This is a genomic window from Rhizobium brockwellii, from assembly GCF_000769405.2.
In the GTDB taxonomy this organism is placed as follows: Bacteria; Pseudomonadota; Alphaproteobacteria; order Rhizobiales; family Rhizobiaceae; genus Rhizobium; species Rhizobium brockwellii.
The window spans coordinates 1,572,068-1,590,849 of sequence record NZ_CP053439.1 but is presented as its reverse complement, the minus strand read 5'-3'; the positions used below and the strand labels follow the sequence as shown (position 1 = coordinate 1,590,849).

Genomic DNA, 18,782 nt, shown 5'->3' with positions numbered 1-18,782 from the left:
GCTCTTGACCGTATCCCTCACCATCGATTCCATCTCCGCCCATTACGGCAGCACGCAGGTGCTCAAGGACCTGTCGATCTCAGTCATGGCCGGGGAGCTGGTGTCCCTGCTCGGCTCCAGCGGCTGCGGCAAGACGACGACATTGCGCCTCGTGGCCGGTTTTCTGCAGCCGAGCAGCGGCAGCATCAAGCTCGGCGAGCGCGACCTGACCGGCCTCCCCGCACATGCGCGCGACATCGGCCTGGTCTTTCAGAATTACGCGCTTTTTCCTCATCTGAGCGTCCAGGACAATGTCGCCTTCGGCCTGAGGCAGCGTCGCATTCCCCAGCCGGAACGGGCGAAAAGAACGATGGCCATGCTGGACCGCGTCGGCCTTTCGTCCTTCGCCGACCGCCTGCCGTCGGCCCTGTCGGGCGGCCAGAAACAGCGCGTGGCTCTCGCCCGGGCACTGGTCATCGAGCCGCCGCTGCTGATGTTCGACGAGCCGCTTTCCAATCTGGATGCAAAGCTCAGGATCGACATGCGCGTCGAGATCCGGCAGCTCCAGCGCGCCAACGGTACCACGTCACTTTACGTCACCCACGACCAGGAGGAGGCGTTCTCGATCTCCGACAGGGTGGCGATCATGAATGCCGGGCGCATTATGCAGCTCGACGCGCCGGAAGTGTTGTATCGTCAGCCGGCCAACGCGTTCGTCGCCCGTTTCGTCGGCTTCGAGAACCTGATCCGCATGAAGGTGACCGAGCGCAACGGAGCGCTGGTGACGGCGGAAACGACCGGCGGAGCCCGGCTGCAGCTGTCTCAGGAAACATTCGGACCGATCAAGGACGACTTTGTCATGGCCTGCCGCGCAGACGGTCTTGCCGTCAGCCGTGACGGCGATGGCATCGCCGCCGTGCTCGGCACGCGCACCTATTTAGGCCGGGCCTATCAGTACAAATGCACGACCGCGGCAGGCGAGATCACCGCCAATGGGGCGCTGTCTGACCCACTGGAAACAGGAGCGTCGGCCGTGCTGACGCCTGTGGCCGAGCAATGCTGCATTCTCGATCCGGAAGATTGAAACGCTGAGGAGAGACGATGACCAGTGCCATGGACCAAGATATCGATGCCGTTCTTGCCCAAGTGGACCAAAGCCTCGATGGCAGCCTGGCGCGGCTTTTCGATCTGATCCGCATTCCGAGCATCTCGACCGATCCGGCCTATCGCGATCAATGCCGCACTGCTGCCGAATGGCTGAGCCGGGATCTGGCCGCCATCGGCTTCGAAGCATCGGTGCGCAAAACGACCGGCCATCCGATGGTGGTCGCCCATGAAAAGGCGGCGTCCGGACCGCATGTGCTGTTTTACGGCCACTACGATGTCCAGCCGGTCGATCCGCTGGCGCTGTGGACGAGCGATCCGTTCGAGCCGCGCATGGAAGCCTTGCCGAACGGCGATACCGCGATCGTGGCGCGCGGCGCGTCCGACGACAAGGGACAGTTGATGACCTTCGTCGAAGCCTGCCGCGCCTGGAAGAGCGTCACCGGAAAACTGCCGGTGCAGGTGAGCGTGCTGTTCGAAGGCGAGGAAGAGGCCGGCAGCCCGAGCCTCGCACCCTTTCTGGATGTCACGGCGGACGAGTTGAAGGCCGATGCGGTTTTCGTCTGCGACACGGATATGTGGGATCGCGTAACGCCTGCCGTCACGACGATGCTGCGCGGTATCTTTAGTACGGAAATCGAGGTCACCTGCGCCAATCTAGACCTACATTCCGGCATGTTCGGTAATGCCGCGCGCAATCCGCTGCAGGTGCTGTCAGACGTGGTTTCGAGCCTGCGGCGAGCCGATGGCGGCGTCGCGGTCGAGGGTTTCTATAATGGCGTGAAAGAGCTCCCCGATGCTATCAAGGCGTTGTGGAAAATACTGCCCTTCGACGAGGAGGCTTTTCTCGGCGATATTGGCCTCAAAGATCCGGCCGGCGAGGCAGGCCGCTCCGTCCTCGAACAGATCTGGGCGCGGCCGAGCTGCGAGATCAACGGTATGATTGGCGGCTATACAGGCGAAGGCTTCAAGACGGTCATTCCGGCGAAGGCAAGCGCCAAGATTTCGTTTCGCCTGGTTGAAGGACAGGATCCCCAGGCGATCCGCGATGCCTTCCAGCGGCACGTGCGCGCACGTATCCCCAGGGATTGTTCGGTCAACTTCAGGAATTACGGGCTTTCGCCGGCAACCGTCATGCCGATCGATAGTCCGTTCCTCACCAGGACGCTTCAGGCGCTTTCGACAGAATGGCAATGCGAAGCTGCCCTTGCCGGCACGGGAGGCTCGATCCCCATCGTCGGCGACTTCAAACGCCGGCTCGGATGCGATGCCCTCCTGGTCGGCTTCGCCCGCTTCGACAACCGCGTCCACAGCCCGAACGAAAAATACGATCTCTCCAGCTTCCATAAAGGCATACGGTCCTGGGTCCGGATCCTGGCGGCCCTCGCCGACTGACGCTGTAGCACTTTGAATTGCTGCATAACTTATCCTTCAATCGATTCCGATTTAAGGAATTATGCCGTAGGCTATGGCGCGGCCAGCGCACCCTGCTGATCCTGCAGATTCGAGAATAACAGGCAATCCCACATCACCATCGACACCGAGGCAGCAGAGACCACCGATGACGATAACCGCTCCCCGCGACTTCCTGAAAAGCCTGTTCGACGCGGCGGTTCGCGCCGCCGATCCGCTGACCGGCATCAAGGCGCATCTGCCTGAAAGGCCGAAGGGAAGGACCGTGGTGATCGGCGCCGGCAAGGGCGCAGCGCAGATGGCGCGGGCGCTCGAAAGCGTCTGGGGCGGACCGCTCGAAGGTGTGGTGGTCACCCGCTACGGCTATGGCTGCGAGACACGCAGCATCGAGATCATCGAGGCCGCCCATCCGGTACCCGATTCGGCGGGGCTTGCCGCCGCAAAGCGGCTGATGGAGACGGTGAACGGATTGACGGAAGACGATCTGGTGATCGCGCTGATCTGCGGCGGCGGATCGGCGCTGCTACCCGCCCCGCCGGACGGGCTGACCCTTGAAGACGAGATTGCTCTCAACGAAATGCTGCTTGCCTCGGGCGCGCCGATTTCGGCGATGAATGTCGTGCGCAAGCATCTCTCCACCATCAAGGGCGGAAGACTTGCAGCAGCGACCAAAGCAAGGGTCGTCAGCCTGATCGTCTCCGACATTCCCGGCGACAACCCCGCTCATGTCGCCTCCGGGCCGACGGTCCCTGATGGTTCGACACGGCACGATGCGCTTGAGATCATCAGGCAATACGAATTGCAGCTACCGCAGGCAGCACTCGACCATCTGAACTCGCCGAAAGCCGATGCTCCGCGGCCGGACGATCCGGTCTTCTTGCGGCACGCGTATCACATCATCGCCTCCGCCGGCGTTTCGCTGGAGGCCGCGGCGGCCCTGGCGAAGTCGCAGGGGATCGAGCCGGCGATCCTTTCGGATGCAATCGAAGGGGAGTCGCGCGACGTGGCGCTGATGCATGCGGCGATTGCCCGCGAGGTGTCGGGCCGCGACAGGCCGTTTTCGAAGCCGGTCGTCATCCTTTCCGGCGGCGAGACGACGGTGACGCTGAAAGCGAAAGGCGGCAAGGGCGGACGCAATGGCGAATTTGCGCTCGCCATGGCGCTTGCGATCGACGGACAGGAGGGCATTCATATACTCGCCGCCGACACCGACGGGATCGACGGCTCGGAGCATAATGCCGGCGCCTTTGCCGATGGCGGCACGGTGAGGCGCCTGCGCGCCGCCGGGCTCGATCCGCGCCGGCTGCTCGACGGCAATGACAGCTATTCGGGCTTTGCGGCCACCAACGATCTCTTCGAAACCGGCCCGACCGGAACCAACGTCAATGATTTCAGGGCGATTCTGATCCGTTAAGCGGTGACCGCTACGCGCGGCGCTGGCGGATCAGGTCTCGATCCGCCCCTGCCCGACCAGCCAACCCACGGATTCCTGCACCGCCTGCAGGGAGGTGTATCTCGGAGTGTAACCGAGCAGGCGTCCGGCTTTTGCGATCGAACAATTCGGGCTGCGGGCAATATGTTCCCAGGTCGCCTTCGCATCCTCGGCCGTCTGACTTTCGGCCCAGGCGTCGAATGGCGCGAAGCTCAGCTTCGGCTCGTGCCCGAACCAGCGAGACATGGATTCGGCATAACCGCGAAGGGTCAATGCCCGCTCCGAAACCGCGTGGAAACTTTCGCCGGTCGACGCATTCCAGTTGGCGATCGCATCCATGAACATCGCCGCCACGTCATCGGCATGGACGTGATGAACGGTCTCCAAGCCGAAATGGGGCAGAGCCAGCGCCTCCCCGCGGGCAAGGGTTGAAAAGACCTGCAGGTTGAAATTGCCGGCCGGATTGAGCGGCGTCCAGCCGGGACCGACAATGTGCCCGGGATGGATGATGGTTGCCGGAAATCCGAGAAGCCTTGCCTGCTGCAGCAGATAGGTTTCGATTGCCGCCTTCTGCGTCCCATAGTCGCCGAAGGGAAATTTCGGCGTCTCCTCCAGCGTGGGTACGACCGTCGAATGGCCATGCGTCCAGATCGTGCCAGTATGCAGGAAGTGACCGACATGCCCCTGCAGCGCCGTCACCAGATGCTCGGCACTTTCCAGCGTGAAGCAGATCATGTCGATGACGATGTCGGCTTTCACACCACGCACGGCCGGGCCGAAATCGCCCGTCTGCTCCATGGCTGCCCGATCCATCTGACGCTGATCGACGGCAGCCCAGGCGTGGTTTGCCGTATAGGGCTTTGCCGTGCCGCGGCTGATCGTGACGACGTCGTGACCGGCCTCCACCAGACGGGGAACGAGATAGGTTCCGACATGGCCCGTTGCTCCGATTACCAAAACCCGCATGATCGTTCCTCCCTTGGCATTTCCGTGTTGAATATGCTGCGCTCAGGTGATCCTGCAAGCAGACTTTTCGTGATCAAGGGGCTGGACCAGGCCCGCTATCGATTCTTGAAAACAAGACAGGTGCCGCCGTGTTTGCGGATCTGGTTGCAGAGGTCGTTGGCTTCCATGCGCGTCTGCCGGCCGATGCGAACAGCATAACGCGGGCGAAAACCGAAGCTGCGATCGCGCTGGCGCAAGATCAGCGGCTGCTCCGCATTCAGGGGCGCGGGCAGATCCTGCACGGCATCGAGAAACATGCGCCGGGCCACCGCGACATTCGCATTCGCCGCAAGCTGGACGCCCCAGGGCGCCCATTCACCCTCCTGACGCCAGGGCGTGTCCTTCAACGTCCGTCTCTCCGCAAGCGCCACGCAGCCATCGAGGAAGGACTTGTCCTTGTCGAGCGGGGCGGCCGCATCTTCCGGTGGGTTATCCTTCCATTCCTCGACCGTATGCGCGGTGATCGCCATGACGTAGCCACGCGTCTCGTAAGGTAATCTGCCTGACGCAAGGTAAGTGGCAAGGCCGTTTTCACCGGCATTATAGGCTGCGGCGGCAAGGCCGAGATTGCCGAAACGATTGCGCAATTCGTCGAGATACTGCGCCGATTTCCGCAGCGCTTCCAACACCTGGTAACTGTCTTCGAGACCGCGCAGCTTCGCCGTTCCGGGCATGAACTGCGCAATCCCCTGGGCTCCCTTGAAGCTGACTGCATCGGGGCGAAACGTGCTTTCTCGCCAGATGAGACGGGCGAAATAATCCGCTGGCAATTGATTGGCGCTGGCGAAATGCTCGATCGCGACGCAAAGGTCGTAGTTGAAACTGTCTTTCCGGATGCAGAGCGTCTCACCCGATCCTGCCGCCGAAGGTCCCGAATACAAGCAGGCCGGCGGCCCGGCGCCCCCCTCAGGCTGGGCCCTTACTGTGTCCACGGCGGGAAACAGAAGACAGAGCGAAAGCATAGCCTTCGCCGATCTCCTCGCAATGTCGGACTGACGCTTTCGACGTATCATCGGATCTCGGCAGGTTCGAACTTCCATCGCGACGCTGGATTCTAGATACCATCGATAAAGGCGTGACGCCTCCCCCATTTCCATACCTGCACCCGAATTACTGCCGGGGACGGTCACAGGTTTCTAATTTCGTCATCGATTTTGGAACAAACATATTCGACCTGCCATGGTCGTAACGTCATCCTGTTTGCCAGGAAATCCCGAGCGAACGAGGAGAAGCAGATGATTGATCTCCACTACTGGCCGACGCCGAACGGCAAGAAGGTTTCGATCTTCCTGGAGGAAACCGGCACGCCCTACCGGCTGGTGCCGGTCAATATCGGCCGGGGTGACCAATTCAAGCCTGATTATCTCAGGCTCAACCCCAATCACCGCATGCCTGCCATCGTCGATCACGAGCCTGCCCATGGCGGCGGTCCGTTGGGCGTCTTCGAATCCGGCGCCATCCTCTTCTACCTCGCCGAGAAGACCGGCAAATTCTGGCCGCAGGATCTGCGCGGAAAGTACGAGGTCACGCAATGGGTGATCTGGCAGATGGCGAACCAGGGGCCGAAACTCGGTGAGGCCGGTCATTTCCGTCGCCTTGGCGATCGCGAAGGCGACCAGTCCTATGCGGTGCGGCGCTTCACCGACGAAGCCAACCGACTCTACGGCGTTCTCAACATGCGGCTTCGCGACCGGCGCTATCTGGCCGGTGACGAATTCACCATCGCCGACATCGTCAGCTATCCCTGGACCGTCAACTGGCAGGCGCAGGGTCAGGACATCGCCGAGTTCAAACATTTCAAGCGGTGGTTCGAGGAGGTTGGCGCACGACCCGGCGTCCAGCGCGGCCTTGCGGTCGGCGCCGATCTTGGCACCGACAACAGCAAGCTTTCCGAAGAGGAACAGGCGCGCATCCGCAAGATCCTCTACAACCAGCGCGCCCTTCCCGTTCCGGATTGAGCATCGGCTGCGATAGCTCTTGCACCGTCATCGCGGCAAAGGATATCCATAGTGACAACCGAGCCCGCAGCCAGTCAAAGGCCGGTTCCCGCTTCGCGGCGTTGCAGATCACCTGCCCGCGGATCCTGACGGTTTGGGCAGCAGCTGGCGTTGCGACTTGGGGTGTGGCCAGCAATGACGAGACCTGTAATAGGCATCATCGGGAACGCCCGCATCGTCGAAAGCCGATTTGCCGCCCAGCTTGTCGGAGAAAATAATCTGCGAGCCGTGGCCGACGTTGCCGAAGCCTTACCGCTGATGTTTGCCGGCAATCCTAAACTCACCGATATCACGGAGCTACTGGCCATCGTCGATGGCGTTCTACTGACGGGCGCCAGGGCCAATGTCCATCCCAGCCGCTTCAACATGGTGCCGGATCCCAAGCATGAGCCATACGACGAGGATCGTGACGATCTGGCACTGCCGTTGATCGAAGCCTGTGTTGCAAGGGGCGTTCCTGTCTTCGGCATATGCCGCGGTTTTCAGGAAATGAACGTCGCGGCCGGCGGCTCGCTGCATCCCGAAATCCGGGAATTGCCTGGACGCATGAACCACCGGATGCCACGCCTCGAGACCGGCGAGATCCATCCCGATCCCGCCATCGTTTTCGGCGATCGTCACGATGTTCGACTTACCCAGGACGGGATATTTGCGCGTATCCTCGGCCGGGAGACGATCCGGGTGAACTCCCTGCATGGACAGGGCATCCTCGAACTTGGCGAGAGGGTCGTTGCCGAAGGCATAGCCGAGGATGGGACGATCGAGGCGATACGGTTCAAAGACGCGCGGGGATTTGCTCTCGGTGTGCAATGGCATGCCGAATACGATCCGCAAACCAACCCTGTTAATCGTGCGCTGTTTCAAGCATTCGGCGATGCGGTGAGAGCCCATAAAGCCATCGCTTAGTCTGATCAGTAAAAAGCCGCCGCGAAGTGCTTTCGCGGCGGCTTGGGAATGGCTTGAAAGCAGCAATCAGGCCGTCGGCTGCTTGGTCTTCCTGAGATAGGGCAGAACCGTATCGAAGGAGCCGAAACGCGTGATCGCGTCTTCGTTGGAAACCGCGGCGGTGATGATGACGTCCTCGCCCTGGTTCCAGTTCGCCGGTGTGGCCACCTGGTGCTTGGCCGTCAGCTGGATGGAGTCGATGGCGCGCAGGATCTCATTGAAATTGCGGCCCGTCGTCATCGGATAGGTCAGGATCAGCTTGATCTTCTTATCGGGACCGATGATGAAGACCGAACGCACGGTGGCGTTGTCGGCAGGCGTGCGGCCTTCCGAGCTCTCGCCGGCGCCGGCCGGTAGCATGTCGTAGAGCTTGGCGACTTTGAGGTCCTTGTCACCGATCAGCGGATATTCGACGTCGAAGCCGGTGGCGGTCTTGATGTCGTTCTTCCACTTGGCATGGCTTTCCACAGGATCGACGGAGATGCCGATGACCTTGGCGCCACGCTTGGAAAATTCTCCGGCAAGGCCGGCCATGGCGCCGAGCTCGGTCGTGCAAACCGGCGTGAAATTCTTCGGATGCGAGAACAGAACGGCCCAGCCGTTGCCGATCCACTCATGGAAGCTGATCGGTCCCTGGGTGGTGTCGGCGGTAAAATCGGGGGCAATATCGTTGATACGTAAGCTCATGGTCGGCCCTCCAAAGCCTTGTGTTCAATGTTGTTTATCTCAAATCGAGGCCATGGGATCCGTCCGCCAGAAGCGGTAGCGACATTGCGGTCAACAGGATCGCACCGGCCGAAGGTAAAAACTTCCCATTCCAGGATTTTAAGTAAGTTATATACCACGATCACCGAAGGCATGCTCTTTCGATTTCCGGCCTGCTCCGGCATTATTTTTCCGGCAAGTGCGTGCGATGAAGAGACCGACGGTTTTCCATCGGTCCCCGTGGAGAACCGCCCTGCCCCTCGCTCAGGCGGCCTGGACCGATTTGATCCTGTCGATGCCGCCGACAACCGGCGCGAAATCGTCCCACACCCCCTGGGCGCCCTTCTGCCATTCGTCGAAGGCTTCCGGCTTCAAGAGCTTTCCGCCGTTGGCAAGCGCCGTCTCGACGGATTTGGATTCGTCGTCGACGATCAGCTGGTTGAAATAGGCAGCCCCTTCGCTGGAAGCCTGCTGGAACACCGCCTTCTGCTCGTCGCTGAGGCCGCCCCAGAAGGTCGAGGCATAATAGACGACGCCGGATGCCCAGATGTGGCCGGTCTCGGTCATATCGGGCACGACCTCATAGAGCTTGAAGCCGGCATAGGCCGACTTGGTCAGGTCCATCGCGTCGGCGACGCCGGTTGCGAGCGCATTATAGGTCTCGGTGATCGGAATGCCGATCGGCGTCGTGCCGAATGCGCTCCAGAGCTTGGTGTGCAGCGGGCTCTGGATGACGCGAATGCGCTTGCCCTTGAGCTGCTCGGGCCGCGTCACCGGTTCCTTGGTCAGGAGATGGCGGGCGCCGTAATTGATGAAATCGCCGACGACGAAATTCTGTGCCTGCAGTTTCTGCTTGAGATCGGCGCCGACATCGCCAGCGACGGTCCGGCGAACATGGTCGGCATCGCGGAAGAGGAAGGGCAGATCGAGGATCTGCAGTTCCGGCGCCCAGCCGGAGAGCGACGAGACCGTCGAGAGGCTGGCCTGGATGGAGCCGAGGCGCACGCCTTCGGCCACTTCTTTCTCGCCGCCGAGCGCGCCGTTCCTGACGATATTGAACTTGAATTGGCCGGGGAGTTTCGCTTCAACCAGTTCGCCGATCTTCACCCAGATCTTCGTTTCCGGCTTGTCGTCGCCGAGCAGCGAGGCGATCGTGATCGTCGTCGTGCGGGCGGCGGCCGTGCGGACGAAGGCGGGCGCTGTAAGCGCCGTTCCGGCGAGAGCTGCGGTCTTCAGGAAATTGCGTCGGTTGAAATTGTCCATGGGGTTGTCCTGTTTACGAGAAGATGATCGCCCAGGCGCAGAGGACTGCGAGCGAGACCAGGAGAGCGAGCAGATAGGGAACGACCGCCCGAAAGAGCTCTGAGGCGGGAATGCGCGTGACGCCGCTGACGACGAAGATCAGCATGCCGAGCGGCGGTGTCAGCCCGTGGATCATCAGGTTGACGACGATGATCACCCCGAACTGAATGGGATCGATGCCGGCGGCGACCGCTGCCGGCAGCAGGATGGGGCCGAAGAGCAGGATCGCGGCGCCGATGTCGAGAACGAGGCCGATCACCAGCAGGATGACGTTCGACAGCAGGATGATCGCAAGCGCGCTGCCGCCGAGCACCGTCGTCAGGTGCGAGATCAGTCCCGACACGTCGTCGACCGCCAGCAAAAAGGCAAAGGGGCCGGCCGTGCCGATGAGAAGGCCGATCGCCGCCGCTTCGACTGCTGCCTGGCGAAAGGCGGCATAGAACGAGAGGATGCCGAGGCGCGCACCGATGCCGAGCAGCAGCGTGTAGAAAGCAGCAAGAGCGGCGGCTTCCGTGGTCGTGACGATGCCGATGCGGATGCCGACGACGACGATGACGCCGAGCCCGAAAGCCGGGATTGCCTGGACCGCCGATTGCCAGCGCTGTCTCGCGTTTGCGCGCGGCAAAGGCACCTGCTCACGCACGGTCAGATGGATGGCGACCGCCAGGCATATGGCCATCAAGCCGCCGGCAAAGAAGCCGCCGACGAGCAGCGAGCCGACGGAAAGATTGGTGGCGGTCGCAAGGATGAGGAAGGCGATCGAAGGCGGGATGACATTGTCGAGAACCGATGTCGAGGCGATGATCGCCGCTGCCTGCGCCGGAGGGTAGCCGTGTTTGACCAACTCGGGCTGGAAGGTCGATGCGCCGAAAGCGGCATTTGCGACCGACGAGCCGGAGGCGCCGGAAAAGAGAACGCTGGTCAAAAGTGTCGTCTGCGCCAGCCCGGCCCTACGATGACCAACCATGGCGGCGGCGAAGCGCACGAGCTGGTTGGCGACTCCGGAGGCCGTCAGCAGGCCGCCGGCGAGCAGGAAGAAGGGAATGGCGAGCAGCAAGAATTTCGATATGCCGGTGACGGTCGCGGAAACGATCGCCGGCTCGGGCAGGCTGCTGCCGAAGGCGATGACGACATAAGCTGCGGCAAGAAAGGCGTGCGGCAGCGGCGCAGCAAGCACGAGGCCGACCGCGGCGATCAGTCCGAGAAAAATGCTCGGCGGCCAGTCGAGATCGAGCGCGACATGCGGGATGCCGGCATAGAGCGCGACACCGACGGCAAGCGAGAGCAAAACCGGCAGGATCTTGCCTTCGGCGATGCGCTGCAGCAGCAGCACGACGAGGATCAGCGCGCCGCCGGCGCCAAGAAAGCCGAAGCGGATCCATTCCGGCACGCCGAGCGTCGGCGACACGCCGCCAAGCATCGTCATGATCTCGCTGCCGCCGAAGCTCAGGATCAGCGCCGAAAGCACGGTGAACACATCGGCGCCGATCGGCGTGACCTTCTGCAGGCTTTCCGGCAGCATCTTGACGAAGACGTCGAGGCGCATGGCAAGCGCGCTGTTGAGGCTGAGCGGCGCGCCGAGCGCGATCAGACCCACATGCAGCCAGATGCCGAGATCCTCGGCGCCGATGAAGCCGGCGCTAAAGAAATAGCGCAGGCAGACGGTGACGAGCACCATCAAGAGCAGCACGGCGAGAACGAGTGCCGCGGCAATGCCGAGAACCGCTTCGATCGCCCGCAGCAGGCGCGCTGCCACTCCGCTGTCGGGAGCGGCCTGTTCGATCGGATGAAATTCACTGGTGGCCACAAAACTTACCTTCTGGCGAGAGGATCAGGCATTCTTGACGGTCGAAAGATCGCGATCGAAGAGCGTCGACCAAGTGTAGTTCCGCGCCTTCGAGACTTCCCTGCTGACATCGAGCCGCGGCAGCACCTTTTCGCCGAAACGATAGGCTTCCTCAAGCAGCGGCATGCCAGAAAGAATAAAAGTATCGACGCCCGCCTTCTGATAGGCTTCGAGCGTGCGCAGAACCGTATCCGGAGAACCGACGATCGCCGTGCCGGGACCTGGCCTCACCAGGCCGATGCCGGCCCAGAGGTTCGGCGCGACTTCGAGATCGCGCAGGTTTTCCGGCTTGAGGCCGCCATGCAGTGCGGTCATGCGCTGTTGGCCGACGGAATCGCTTCTTGAGACGAAGCGCTGGTTGGCGGTGATCGCCGCATCATCCATGCGGTCATAGAGATCGGCCGCCGCCTCCCAGGCCTTTTCGTCGGTGTCGCGAACGATGACATAGAGGCGGATGCCATATTCCAGTTCACGGCCGTAGTGGGCGGCCCGTGCCTTCACCGCTTCGACCTTCTCGCCGATCTGGGCGGGCGTCTCGCCCCAGGAGAGATAGGTGTCCACATGTTTTGCCGCGACTTCAAGCGCCTTGTCCGAGGAGCCGCCGAACCAGAGCGGCGGCGGCGCGATGCTTTCGCCGACCGGCAAGGCCAGCTTGGCGCCGTCCGTCGAGAAATACTTGCCCTGATGGGTGACGCTCTCACCGGCAAACAGCCGGTGCCAGAGCTGAAGATATTCGTCCGCCATGTCATAGCGCTCGTCATGCGGCAGCATCATGCCATAGGCGCCGAGCATCTTGGCGTCGCCGGAAACGACATTGATCAGCAGCCGGCCGCGGGCGAATTCCTGAAAGGTCGCAGCCATCTTGGCAAGCAATGTCGGCGCAACGAGGCCAGGATGGATGGCGACGAGAAAACGCAGCCGCTCGGTATGAGCAAGCAGCGCACTCGCCAGCACCCAGACATCATGGGCGCCGGTCGCAAACAGTGCCCCGGTATAACCCAGATGGTCATAGGCCTGGGCAAGCTGCTTGTAGTAGCCGTAATCGACCTGACGAGAGCCTTCCGGCTGCCAGGGATAGGCGCCGTCGGGCGCGCACATGTACCAGAAAACGTTCATCTCCCGATTCCTTGTTCTTTCGTCATTTCCGAGCGTTTCAGCACGATGGGCTTGTCGAAATGACCATGGCGCAGCAGCGTGTCGGCCTCTTCCTGCTGTTCGGCGATGATCGCGTCGTCGATCGGAAACACCGTGAAGTCGCGCGAGCGCACCACCTTTTCCCAGGCGTCGATATCCGTTCCCCCCGCGGTCGCCAGATCCGCTGCGGTCGCCAGATCCCCCGCGGTCGCCAGATGCAAGAAGTCTGGCGGCGGCGCGCGGATCGGCGGCGATCTCTGTGCCGATCCGGCTGAGTTCGGAGACGATCGCCCGGATCTCCGCCGCCGAGAGGCCGTTCCGCTCCAATGTCCAGAACAGCGAACGGTTGGGAATGGCCGCGCCGCAGCGGACGATCGGCCTGACGTCATCGCGCTCCAGCGCCTTTTCGAGACGTGGCGACATGGCAACCCAGGCATCGACGCGCCCTTCGAGCAGATCGGCGAGCGCATCGCGCGCCCCGCTTTCGACCCGCTCGACATCGGGCAGGCTCATCCCCTCACCTTCGAGGCTGCGGGCCAGCAAATAGGTGTGAAACGAACCGTCGATCAGCGAGATCCGGCGGCCCTTCAACTCGGCGACGGAGCCGATCGGACTGTCGCTTCTGACGAAGATGGCGCCGTTCGCCGGGCGCGGCGCGGAGGCGGCGACATATTCAACGCCGAGGCCGCGCATATCAGCCTCGATCGGCGGCGTCGAACCAGTGCCACCGAGATTGATGTCGCCACTTTCCAGCAGCGCCGCGGTATCGCGGCCTTCGGCATAGGAGACGAATATCGGCTGCAGATCAGCGAAGGCGCCGGGCCAGAGCCGCGCGAGACGAAGATGCAGATTATTGGGATGAACACCAATTTTCATTCTGTACGACCGATAACATGGCTCATAGCAGTCAATTTACTTTTTTATAAATTGATTGCGAGGAAGCGATTGTCGTCAGCAGGATAAAATCGGCTTTGAAATCCCATAAAATCGATAGGCAATGAAATCTTTTACCAGATCGAGTGAACTGAGCGAGCCGGAGTTGAAATTTCACCTGCGTCACTTTACTTTTTTATAGAACCTTCAAGGACGCTACCGGTGACGAAGCCTGTTTCCTCAAGAGTCTGCCGCGATGTCGGCGCAGCAAGCGAATTGCTGAAGCTGATCGCCAACGCCAACCGCCTGGCGATCGTCTGCTATCTGATGGAGACGGAAGCCTCGGTCTCGGCGATGGAGGACGAGCTCGGTATCCGCCAGCCAACGCTTTCCCAGCAGTTGAGCGAGCTTCGCGAGGCCGGTGTGATCGAAGGACGCCGCGACGGCAAAGCGATCGTCTATCGCGTCATTGACCCGCGCATCGAGACGATCGTGCAAACTCTGCGGGACATGTTCTCTGGCCTCGACGATGTCACCGGCCGCTTCGGAATGACGAAGCTGCCGGTCGACGAAATGATGTTCGATTGAACCTGGGATGATCGACCTCTACACTTGGATCACGCCGAACGGGCTCAAAGTGTCCATCGCGCTCGAGGAGTTCGGCCTCTCCTACCGCCCCCACACCATCGATATCACCAAGGGAGATCAATTCCGGCAGAATTATCTCGCCATCAATCCGGGCGGCAAGATTCCTGTTATCGTCGATCACGAGACCGGCATTACGCTTGCCGAATCCGGCGCCATCCTGCTCTACCTCGCCGAAAAGACCGGCCGCTTCCTGCCCCGGCAGGGTGCCGCCCGGCATCACACAATCGAATGGCTGATGTGGCAGATGGGCGGTTTTGGACCGACGCTCGGCCACGCCCACTATTTCCTGACCTATAATAGCGGCAAAGCGCCATTCGCGGAGGATCTCTTTCACAGGGACACCCGCCGCCTGTACGAGACGCTGAACGCACGGCTCGAAGGCCGCGACTATCTCGTCGACGATTATTCCATCGCCGACATGGCGGTCTGGCCTTGGGTATCCCGGTTTCAGCGTCACAAGATTGACCTGAACGCCTTCCCTTATGTCAGGGAATGGTATCTCAGGCTTGCCGCACGGCCACAGGTCAAGCGCGGTTACGCCGTTCCTCATTTGACGTCCGAAATACCGCAGCCCTGAAGAGACATTGCCCGTCAGCCGATTTTCGCCGGCTAAGCTACGCGGCGTATTGATCCCGCCCGAAAGTGCGGCAGTTTGATTATTTTTTGCGCACACCTATTTGTGCACACTTTTGAGGCGAACACCTTGCCAAAATTGCTGCAGTGCGTCATGAATAGAACAATGACGCATCTCGATCTGACAATTCTGGTGATCGACGAAAATGCCATACGCGCCTCCATCATCGAAGAAGGACTGCGCGAGGCAGGGCATGTGCGCGTCACCGTGGTCCACGAGGTCAACGGCATCGCGCGAATCATCGAAACGCTGATGCCCGACGTGATCATCATCGATATCGAGAATCCCAACCGCGACATGATGGAGCACCTGTTCCAGCTGACGCGCACGGTCAGCCGCCCGATCGCCATGTTCGTCGATCGCTCCGACACGGCCTCGATCGAGGCTGCCGTCGATGCCGGCGTCTCGGCTTATATCGTCGACGGATTGAAGAAGGAACGGGTCAAACCGATCCTCGACATGGCCGTCAGCCGCTTCAATGCCTTCAACCGACTACGGCGGGAGCTTGCCGATGCCCGCTCCGCGCTGGAGGAACGCAAGCTGGTCGAGCGCGCCAAGGGCATATTGATGAAGATGCGCGGCCTGTCGGAGGAAGAGGCTTTCGCCCTGCTGCGCCAGACAGCGATGAATGAAAAGAAGAAGATGTCGGAAATCGCCCAGAGCGTCGTCACTGCCGCGGGGCTGTTGATGTAATGGCCGACCTGATGAATTTCCGGAGGAAACCGGAGTGGACATGATGACAACGACCTCCAACGCCGGCGGCGAGCTGCCCTCGCCCGTGCGGGTGAATAACGAAGGACCGAAAGTACTGCGGGCCGGTTTCATTCCGCTCGTCGATGCATCGGTGCTGATTGCGGCGGCGGAATTCGGCTTCGCGCGGAAGGAAGGCCTGACGCTCGATCTCGTCAAGGACGTCTCCTGGGCGAATGTGCGCGACCGCCTGGCATTCCGCCAGTTCGACATCGCCCACATGCTGTCGCCGATGCCCGTCGCCTCCATGCTCGGTCTCGGCTCCAATCCCTCACCGACGATCACGCCATTTTCGCTGGGGCGCGGCGGCAACGCGATCACGCTATCGACGCGGCTCTTCGACAGGATGCGGAATGACGTGGGATTGCCGGAAACGGCAAGCGCGCTCGACAATGCCCGCGCCCTGGCAAAAACATTGGCGGCAATGAAGGCCCGCGGCGAGCCGCTGCCGACTTTCGGGGTCACCTACCCCTTCTCCTCGCACAATTACGAATTCCGCTACTGGCTGGCAGCCGGCGGCATCGATCCCGACAAGGATGTCAAGCTCGTCGTCGTTCCGCCGCCCATGACTTCGGATGCGCTGGCGGCCGGTGCGATCGACGGTTTCTGCGTCGGTGCGCCGTGGAACATGGTCGCTTCAGAGCGCGGCGTCGGCCGCATCGTCGCCGCCAAACAGGATATCTGGCCGTCGGCACCTGAAAAGGTGATCGGCATGCGGCCGGACTGGGCGGAAAGCCATCCGGAAACCGTTTCCCGGCTGATCGTGGCGCTCGACGCGGCAGCCCAGTGGTGCGATCGGCCGGAAAATCACGATGCGCTGGCGGCAGCTCTTGCCGACCCGCGCTATATCGCTGCCCCCGTCGAAATCATTCGCCGTGTGCTCGCCGGCGAATTCAGCCTCGACGCAAAGGGTAACCGCCGCATCATCACCGATTATTTCATGTTCCATTCCGGCTTCGCCAATTATCCCCGGCCGAGCCAGGCGCTGTGGATCTACAGCCAGATGATCCGCTGGGGACAGGCCGAGGTCAGCCTCAACATGGCAAGGGCGGCCGCCTCCGCCTATCGTCCGGATCTCTACCGGACGGCTCTCGGCGACAGCAACACACCTGACGATGCCGATATCCGCATCGAGGGCGCCGACGAGGGCGACCGTTTCATGGACGGCCACGTCTTCGACCCGGCGAAGCTGCCGGACTACGTCGCAGGCTTTGCCGTCAAAAGCGCCCTCGCCTTCGTTTCCGACGACGAGGTTTAATCGATGCCGGCCTGCACAAAACGCCAGCAAGTATCTGCCCGCCTCACGACAAGCGCACAAAATAATTGCATGAGCGGGTGTCAGCCCGAAAAATAAGCAGCCGGCATGTTTCGCAAAATATCATTTGTATTCAACTTCTTACATGAAAAACACCAAACTGGCACGCAGTTTGCAGGAAGTATATTGCGCCGATCAATGGCGATCAGCGCAGAATGAGCGTGCGATAGACGCTCACGCAAGACACAGAGATTGCTCTTCAGATTGAAGAGATAGGTTTTAGCTTGAGCAATCTGGCCAACGGATTGCCTCCAGGCAAATGGGCCAGAAGGCCCAAGAATTCGGCGTCCAACGGCGGGCGCCACCAGCAAAGCCGCTGATCAGGATATTTCGCGCACCTCGTGTATGCGCGTCCTGATCAGCGGCTTTTTGTTTTAACCCTCAGCGATGGATCGGCACGACCTTGTCGGGCCCCGGAGAAGTTATGTCTGTCATCGAGAAAGCACGGCCCATGTCGGCCGGCGAACCAGCCAAAGCATTGTGGATCTCCACTGTAGCCTTTACCCTCTGTTTTGCCGTGTGGACGATCTTCGCGATCATCGGCATTCGCATCAAGCAGGATCTCGGGCTGAACGAGGCCGAGTTCGGATTGCTGGTCGGCACCCCCGTGCTTACCGGCTCGCTCGTGCGCATCGTTCTTGGCATCTGGACGGGGCGCTATGGCGGCCGTCTCGTTTACACGCTCACCATGCTGGCCGCCGCATTGGCGACTTTCCTGCTCTCCTACGCCCAGACCTATACGCAAATGTTGATCGCCGGCCTCGGCGTCGGCCTGGCCGGCGGTTCCTTTGCGGTCGGTGTCGCCTATGTCTCGCCTTTCTTCCCGGCGGAGAAGCAGGGAACCGCGCTCGGCATCTTCGGTGCCGGCAATGTCGGCGCAGCCGTAACCAAATTCGCCGCCCCCTTCGTGCTGCTCGCATGGGGCTGGCAGGCGGTTGCGGAGATCTGGGCCGTCTGTCTGGCACTGATGGCAATCGTCTTCTGGTTCACCACGACCGATGATCCGGCCTTCCGTCTCCGCCGCGAACGCCGCGCTGCCTCCAAGAGTTTGGCGCAGGAATTCGCGCCGCTGCAGAACGTTCAGGTCTGGCGCTTCTCGCTCTACTATTTCTTCGCCTTCGGAGGCTTCGTCGCCTTGTCGCTGTGGTTGCCGCGTTATCTGGTCGGCGTCTACGGCTTCAATCTCGAAACCGCCGGCATGGTCGCCGCCGCCTATTCCATCCCAGGCAGCATCTTCCGCGCCTTCGGCGGCGTGCTGTCGGATAAGAAGGGGGCGCGCAGCGTGATGTATACGATGCTCGCCGTATCGGCCGTGGCCACCCTTATCCTTTCGCTGCCGGCTGCTTCTGTGGCCGGGACGGGTCCGGCGTTCGGTATCACCCCCGTCATATTCATCGTCGTCATCTTCGTGCTCGGGTTCTTCATGAGCCTCGGCAAGGCTGCCGTCTACAAGCACATTCCGGCCTATTACCCCGAAAACGTCGGCGCGGTCGGCGGCGTCGTCGGGATGATGGGCGGCCTTGGCGGCTTCATCCTTCCGATTGCCTTTGGCCTCCTCAAGGACATGACCGGCCTTTGGTCCAGCTGTTTCCTGCTGCTCTTTGCGATCGTCGTGATCTCTCTCATCTGGATGCACCTGTCCGTCAAGCAACTGTCGCGCCAAGGGCACTCGGCGCCCGTGGCTGCAACCTGATCTAAGG

16 protein-coding genes and 1 pseudogene are annotated in these 18,782 nt (G+C 61.4%); 10 read left to right on the top strand and 7 right to left on the bottom strand.

Going from position 1 to position 18,782, the window contains the following annotated elements; genetic code table 11:
• Positions 1 to 4: 4 nt before the first annotated feature.
• The 3 genes from RLCC275e_RS08055 to RLCC275e_RS08045 all read left to right on the top strand — a co-directional run bounded on the left by RLCC275e_RS08055 (position 5) and on the right by RLCC275e_RS08045 (position 3,910).
• Positions 5 to 1,063: an ABC transporter ATP-binding protein gene (locus RLCC275e_RS08055; protein ID WP_033179883.1), complete on the top strand. Its 1,059-nt coding sequence runs from the start codon at positions 5 to 7 to the stop codon at positions 1,061 to 1,063.
• 17 nt (positions 1,064 to 1,080) lie between these two features.
• Positions 1,081 to 2,478 carry a dipeptidase gene (locus tag RLCC275e_RS08050; RefSeq protein WP_033179882.1) on the top strand — a complete coding sequence of 466 codons (1,398 nt, stop codon included), beginning with the start codon at positions 1,081 to 1,083 and terminating at the stop codon, positions 2,476 to 2,478.
• Positions 2,479 to 2,644: 166 nt separating this feature from the next.
• Positions 2,645 to 3,910 carry a glycerate kinase type-2 family protein gene (locus tag RLCC275e_RS08045; RefSeq protein WP_033179881.1) on the top strand — a complete coding sequence of 422 codons (1,266 nt, stop codon included), beginning with the start codon at positions 2,645 to 2,647 and terminating at the stop codon, positions 3,908 to 3,910.
• Positions 3,911 to 3,940: 30 nt separating this feature from the next.
• Here RLCC275e_RS08045 and RLCC275e_RS08040 read toward each other — a convergent pair whose 3' ends face one another.
• Both RLCC275e_RS08040 and RLCC275e_RS08035 read right to left on the bottom strand, forming a co-directional pair.
• Entirely contained in the window at positions 3,941 to 4,894 is a 954-nt protein-coding gene (locus RLCC275e_RS08040) for an NAD-dependent epimerase/dehydratase family protein (RefSeq protein WP_130707543.1), read from the bottom strand.
• 95 nt (positions 4,895 to 4,989) lie between these two features.
• Positions 4,990 to 5,973, bottom strand: coding sequence for a lytic transglycosylase domain-containing protein (locus RLCC275e_RS08035; protein ID WP_171816887.1), 984 nt, complete (start codon positions 5,971 to 5,973; stop codon positions 4,990 to 4,992).
• Positions 5,974 to 6,168: 195 nt separating this feature from the next.
• Between RLCC275e_RS08035 and RLCC275e_RS08030 the strand changes: the two genes are divergently transcribed.
• Both RLCC275e_RS08030 and RLCC275e_RS08025 read left to right on the top strand, forming a co-directional pair.
• Positions 6,169 to 6,891, top strand: coding sequence for a glutathione binding-like protein (locus RLCC275e_RS08030; protein WP_033179879.1), 723 nt, complete (start codon positions 6,169 to 6,171; stop codon positions 6,889 to 6,891).
• A gap of 174 nt (positions 6,892 to 7,065) precedes the next feature.
• Complete coding sequence (locus RLCC275e_RS08025; RefSeq protein ID WP_033179878.1) at positions 7,066 to 7,836, top strand: gamma-glutamyl-gamma-aminobutyrate hydrolase family protein; 771 nt, start codon at positions 7,066 to 7,068, stop codon at positions 7,834 to 7,836.
• A 66-nt stretch (positions 7,837 to 7,902) separates the two neighbouring features.
• Here the strand turns inward: RLCC275e_RS08025 and RLCC275e_RS08020 are convergent, their stop codons facing one another.
• From RLCC275e_RS08020 to RLCC275e_RS08000, 5 genes and pseudogenes are all read right to left on the bottom strand, one after another.
• Positions 7,903 to 8,562 carry a peroxiredoxin gene (locus RLCC275e_RS08020; RefSeq protein WP_018073338.1) on the bottom strand — a complete coding sequence of 220 codons (660 nt, stop codon included), beginning with the start codon at positions 8,560 to 8,562 and terminating at the stop codon, positions 7,903 to 7,905.
• Positions 8,563 to 8,844: 282 nt separating this feature from the next.
• Positions 8,845 to 9,843, bottom strand: coding sequence for a TRAP transporter substrate-binding protein (locus RLCC275e_RS08015; protein WP_130707542.1), 999 nt, complete (start codon positions 9,841 to 9,843; stop codon positions 8,845 to 8,847).
• 13 nt (positions 9,844 to 9,856) lie between these two features.
• Positions 9,857 to 11,689, bottom strand: coding sequence for a TRAP transporter large permease (locus RLCC275e_RS08010; protein WP_033179876.1), 1,833 nt, complete (start codon positions 11,687 to 11,689; stop codon positions 9,857 to 9,859).
• A gap of 24 nt (positions 11,690 to 11,713) precedes the next feature.
• Positions 11,714 to 12,844: an LLM class flavin-dependent oxidoreductase gene (locus RLCC275e_RS08005; protein ID WP_033180641.1), complete on the bottom strand. Its 1,131-nt coding sequence runs from the start codon at positions 12,842 to 12,844 to the stop codon at positions 11,714 to 11,716.
• Positions 12,841 to 13,738: pseudogene (locus tag RLCC275e_RS08000) on the bottom strand (ABC transporter substrate-binding protein). Before RLCC275e_RS08000 ends, RLCC275e_RS08005 begins: the two are co-directional and overlap by 4 nt.
• Before the next feature lie 219 nt (positions 13,739 to 13,957).
• Between RLCC275e_RS08000 and RLCC275e_RS07995 the strand changes: the two are divergent.
• The 5 genes from RLCC275e_RS07995 (at position 13,958) to RLCC275e_RS07975 (ending at position 18,775) form a co-directional block, all read left to right on the top strand.
• A complete protein-coding gene (locus RLCC275e_RS07995) occupies positions 13,958 to 14,323 on the top strand; it encodes an ArsR/SmtB family transcription factor (RefSeq protein ID WP_003558778.1) in 366 nt (121 codons plus the stop codon).
• 7 nt (positions 14,324 to 14,330) lie between these two features.
• A complete protein-coding gene (locus RLCC275e_RS07990; protein ID WP_033179875.1) occupies positions 14,331 to 14,960 on the top strand; it encodes a glutathione S-transferase family protein in 630 nt (209 codons plus the stop codon).
• Positions 14,961 to 15,122: 162 nt separating this feature from the next.
• Positions 15,123 to 15,710: an ANTAR domain-containing response regulator gene (locus RLCC275e_RS07985; RefSeq protein ID WP_018241751.1), complete on the top strand. Its 588-nt coding sequence runs from the start codon at positions 15,123 to 15,125 to the stop codon at positions 15,708 to 15,710.
• 34 nt (positions 15,711 to 15,744) lie between these two features.
• Positions 15,745 to 17,025: a CmpA/NrtA family ABC transporter substrate-binding protein gene (locus RLCC275e_RS07980; RefSeq protein WP_171816886.1), complete on the top strand. Its 1,281-nt coding sequence runs from the start codon at positions 15,745 to 15,747 to the stop codon at positions 17,023 to 17,025.
• A 481-nt stretch (positions 17,026 to 17,506) separates the two neighbouring features.
• Entirely contained in the window at positions 17,507 to 18,775 is a 1,269-nt protein-coding gene (locus tag RLCC275e_RS07975) for an MFS transporter (protein ID WP_033179873.1), read from the top strand.
• Positions 18,776 to 18,782: the final 7 nt, after the last annotated feature.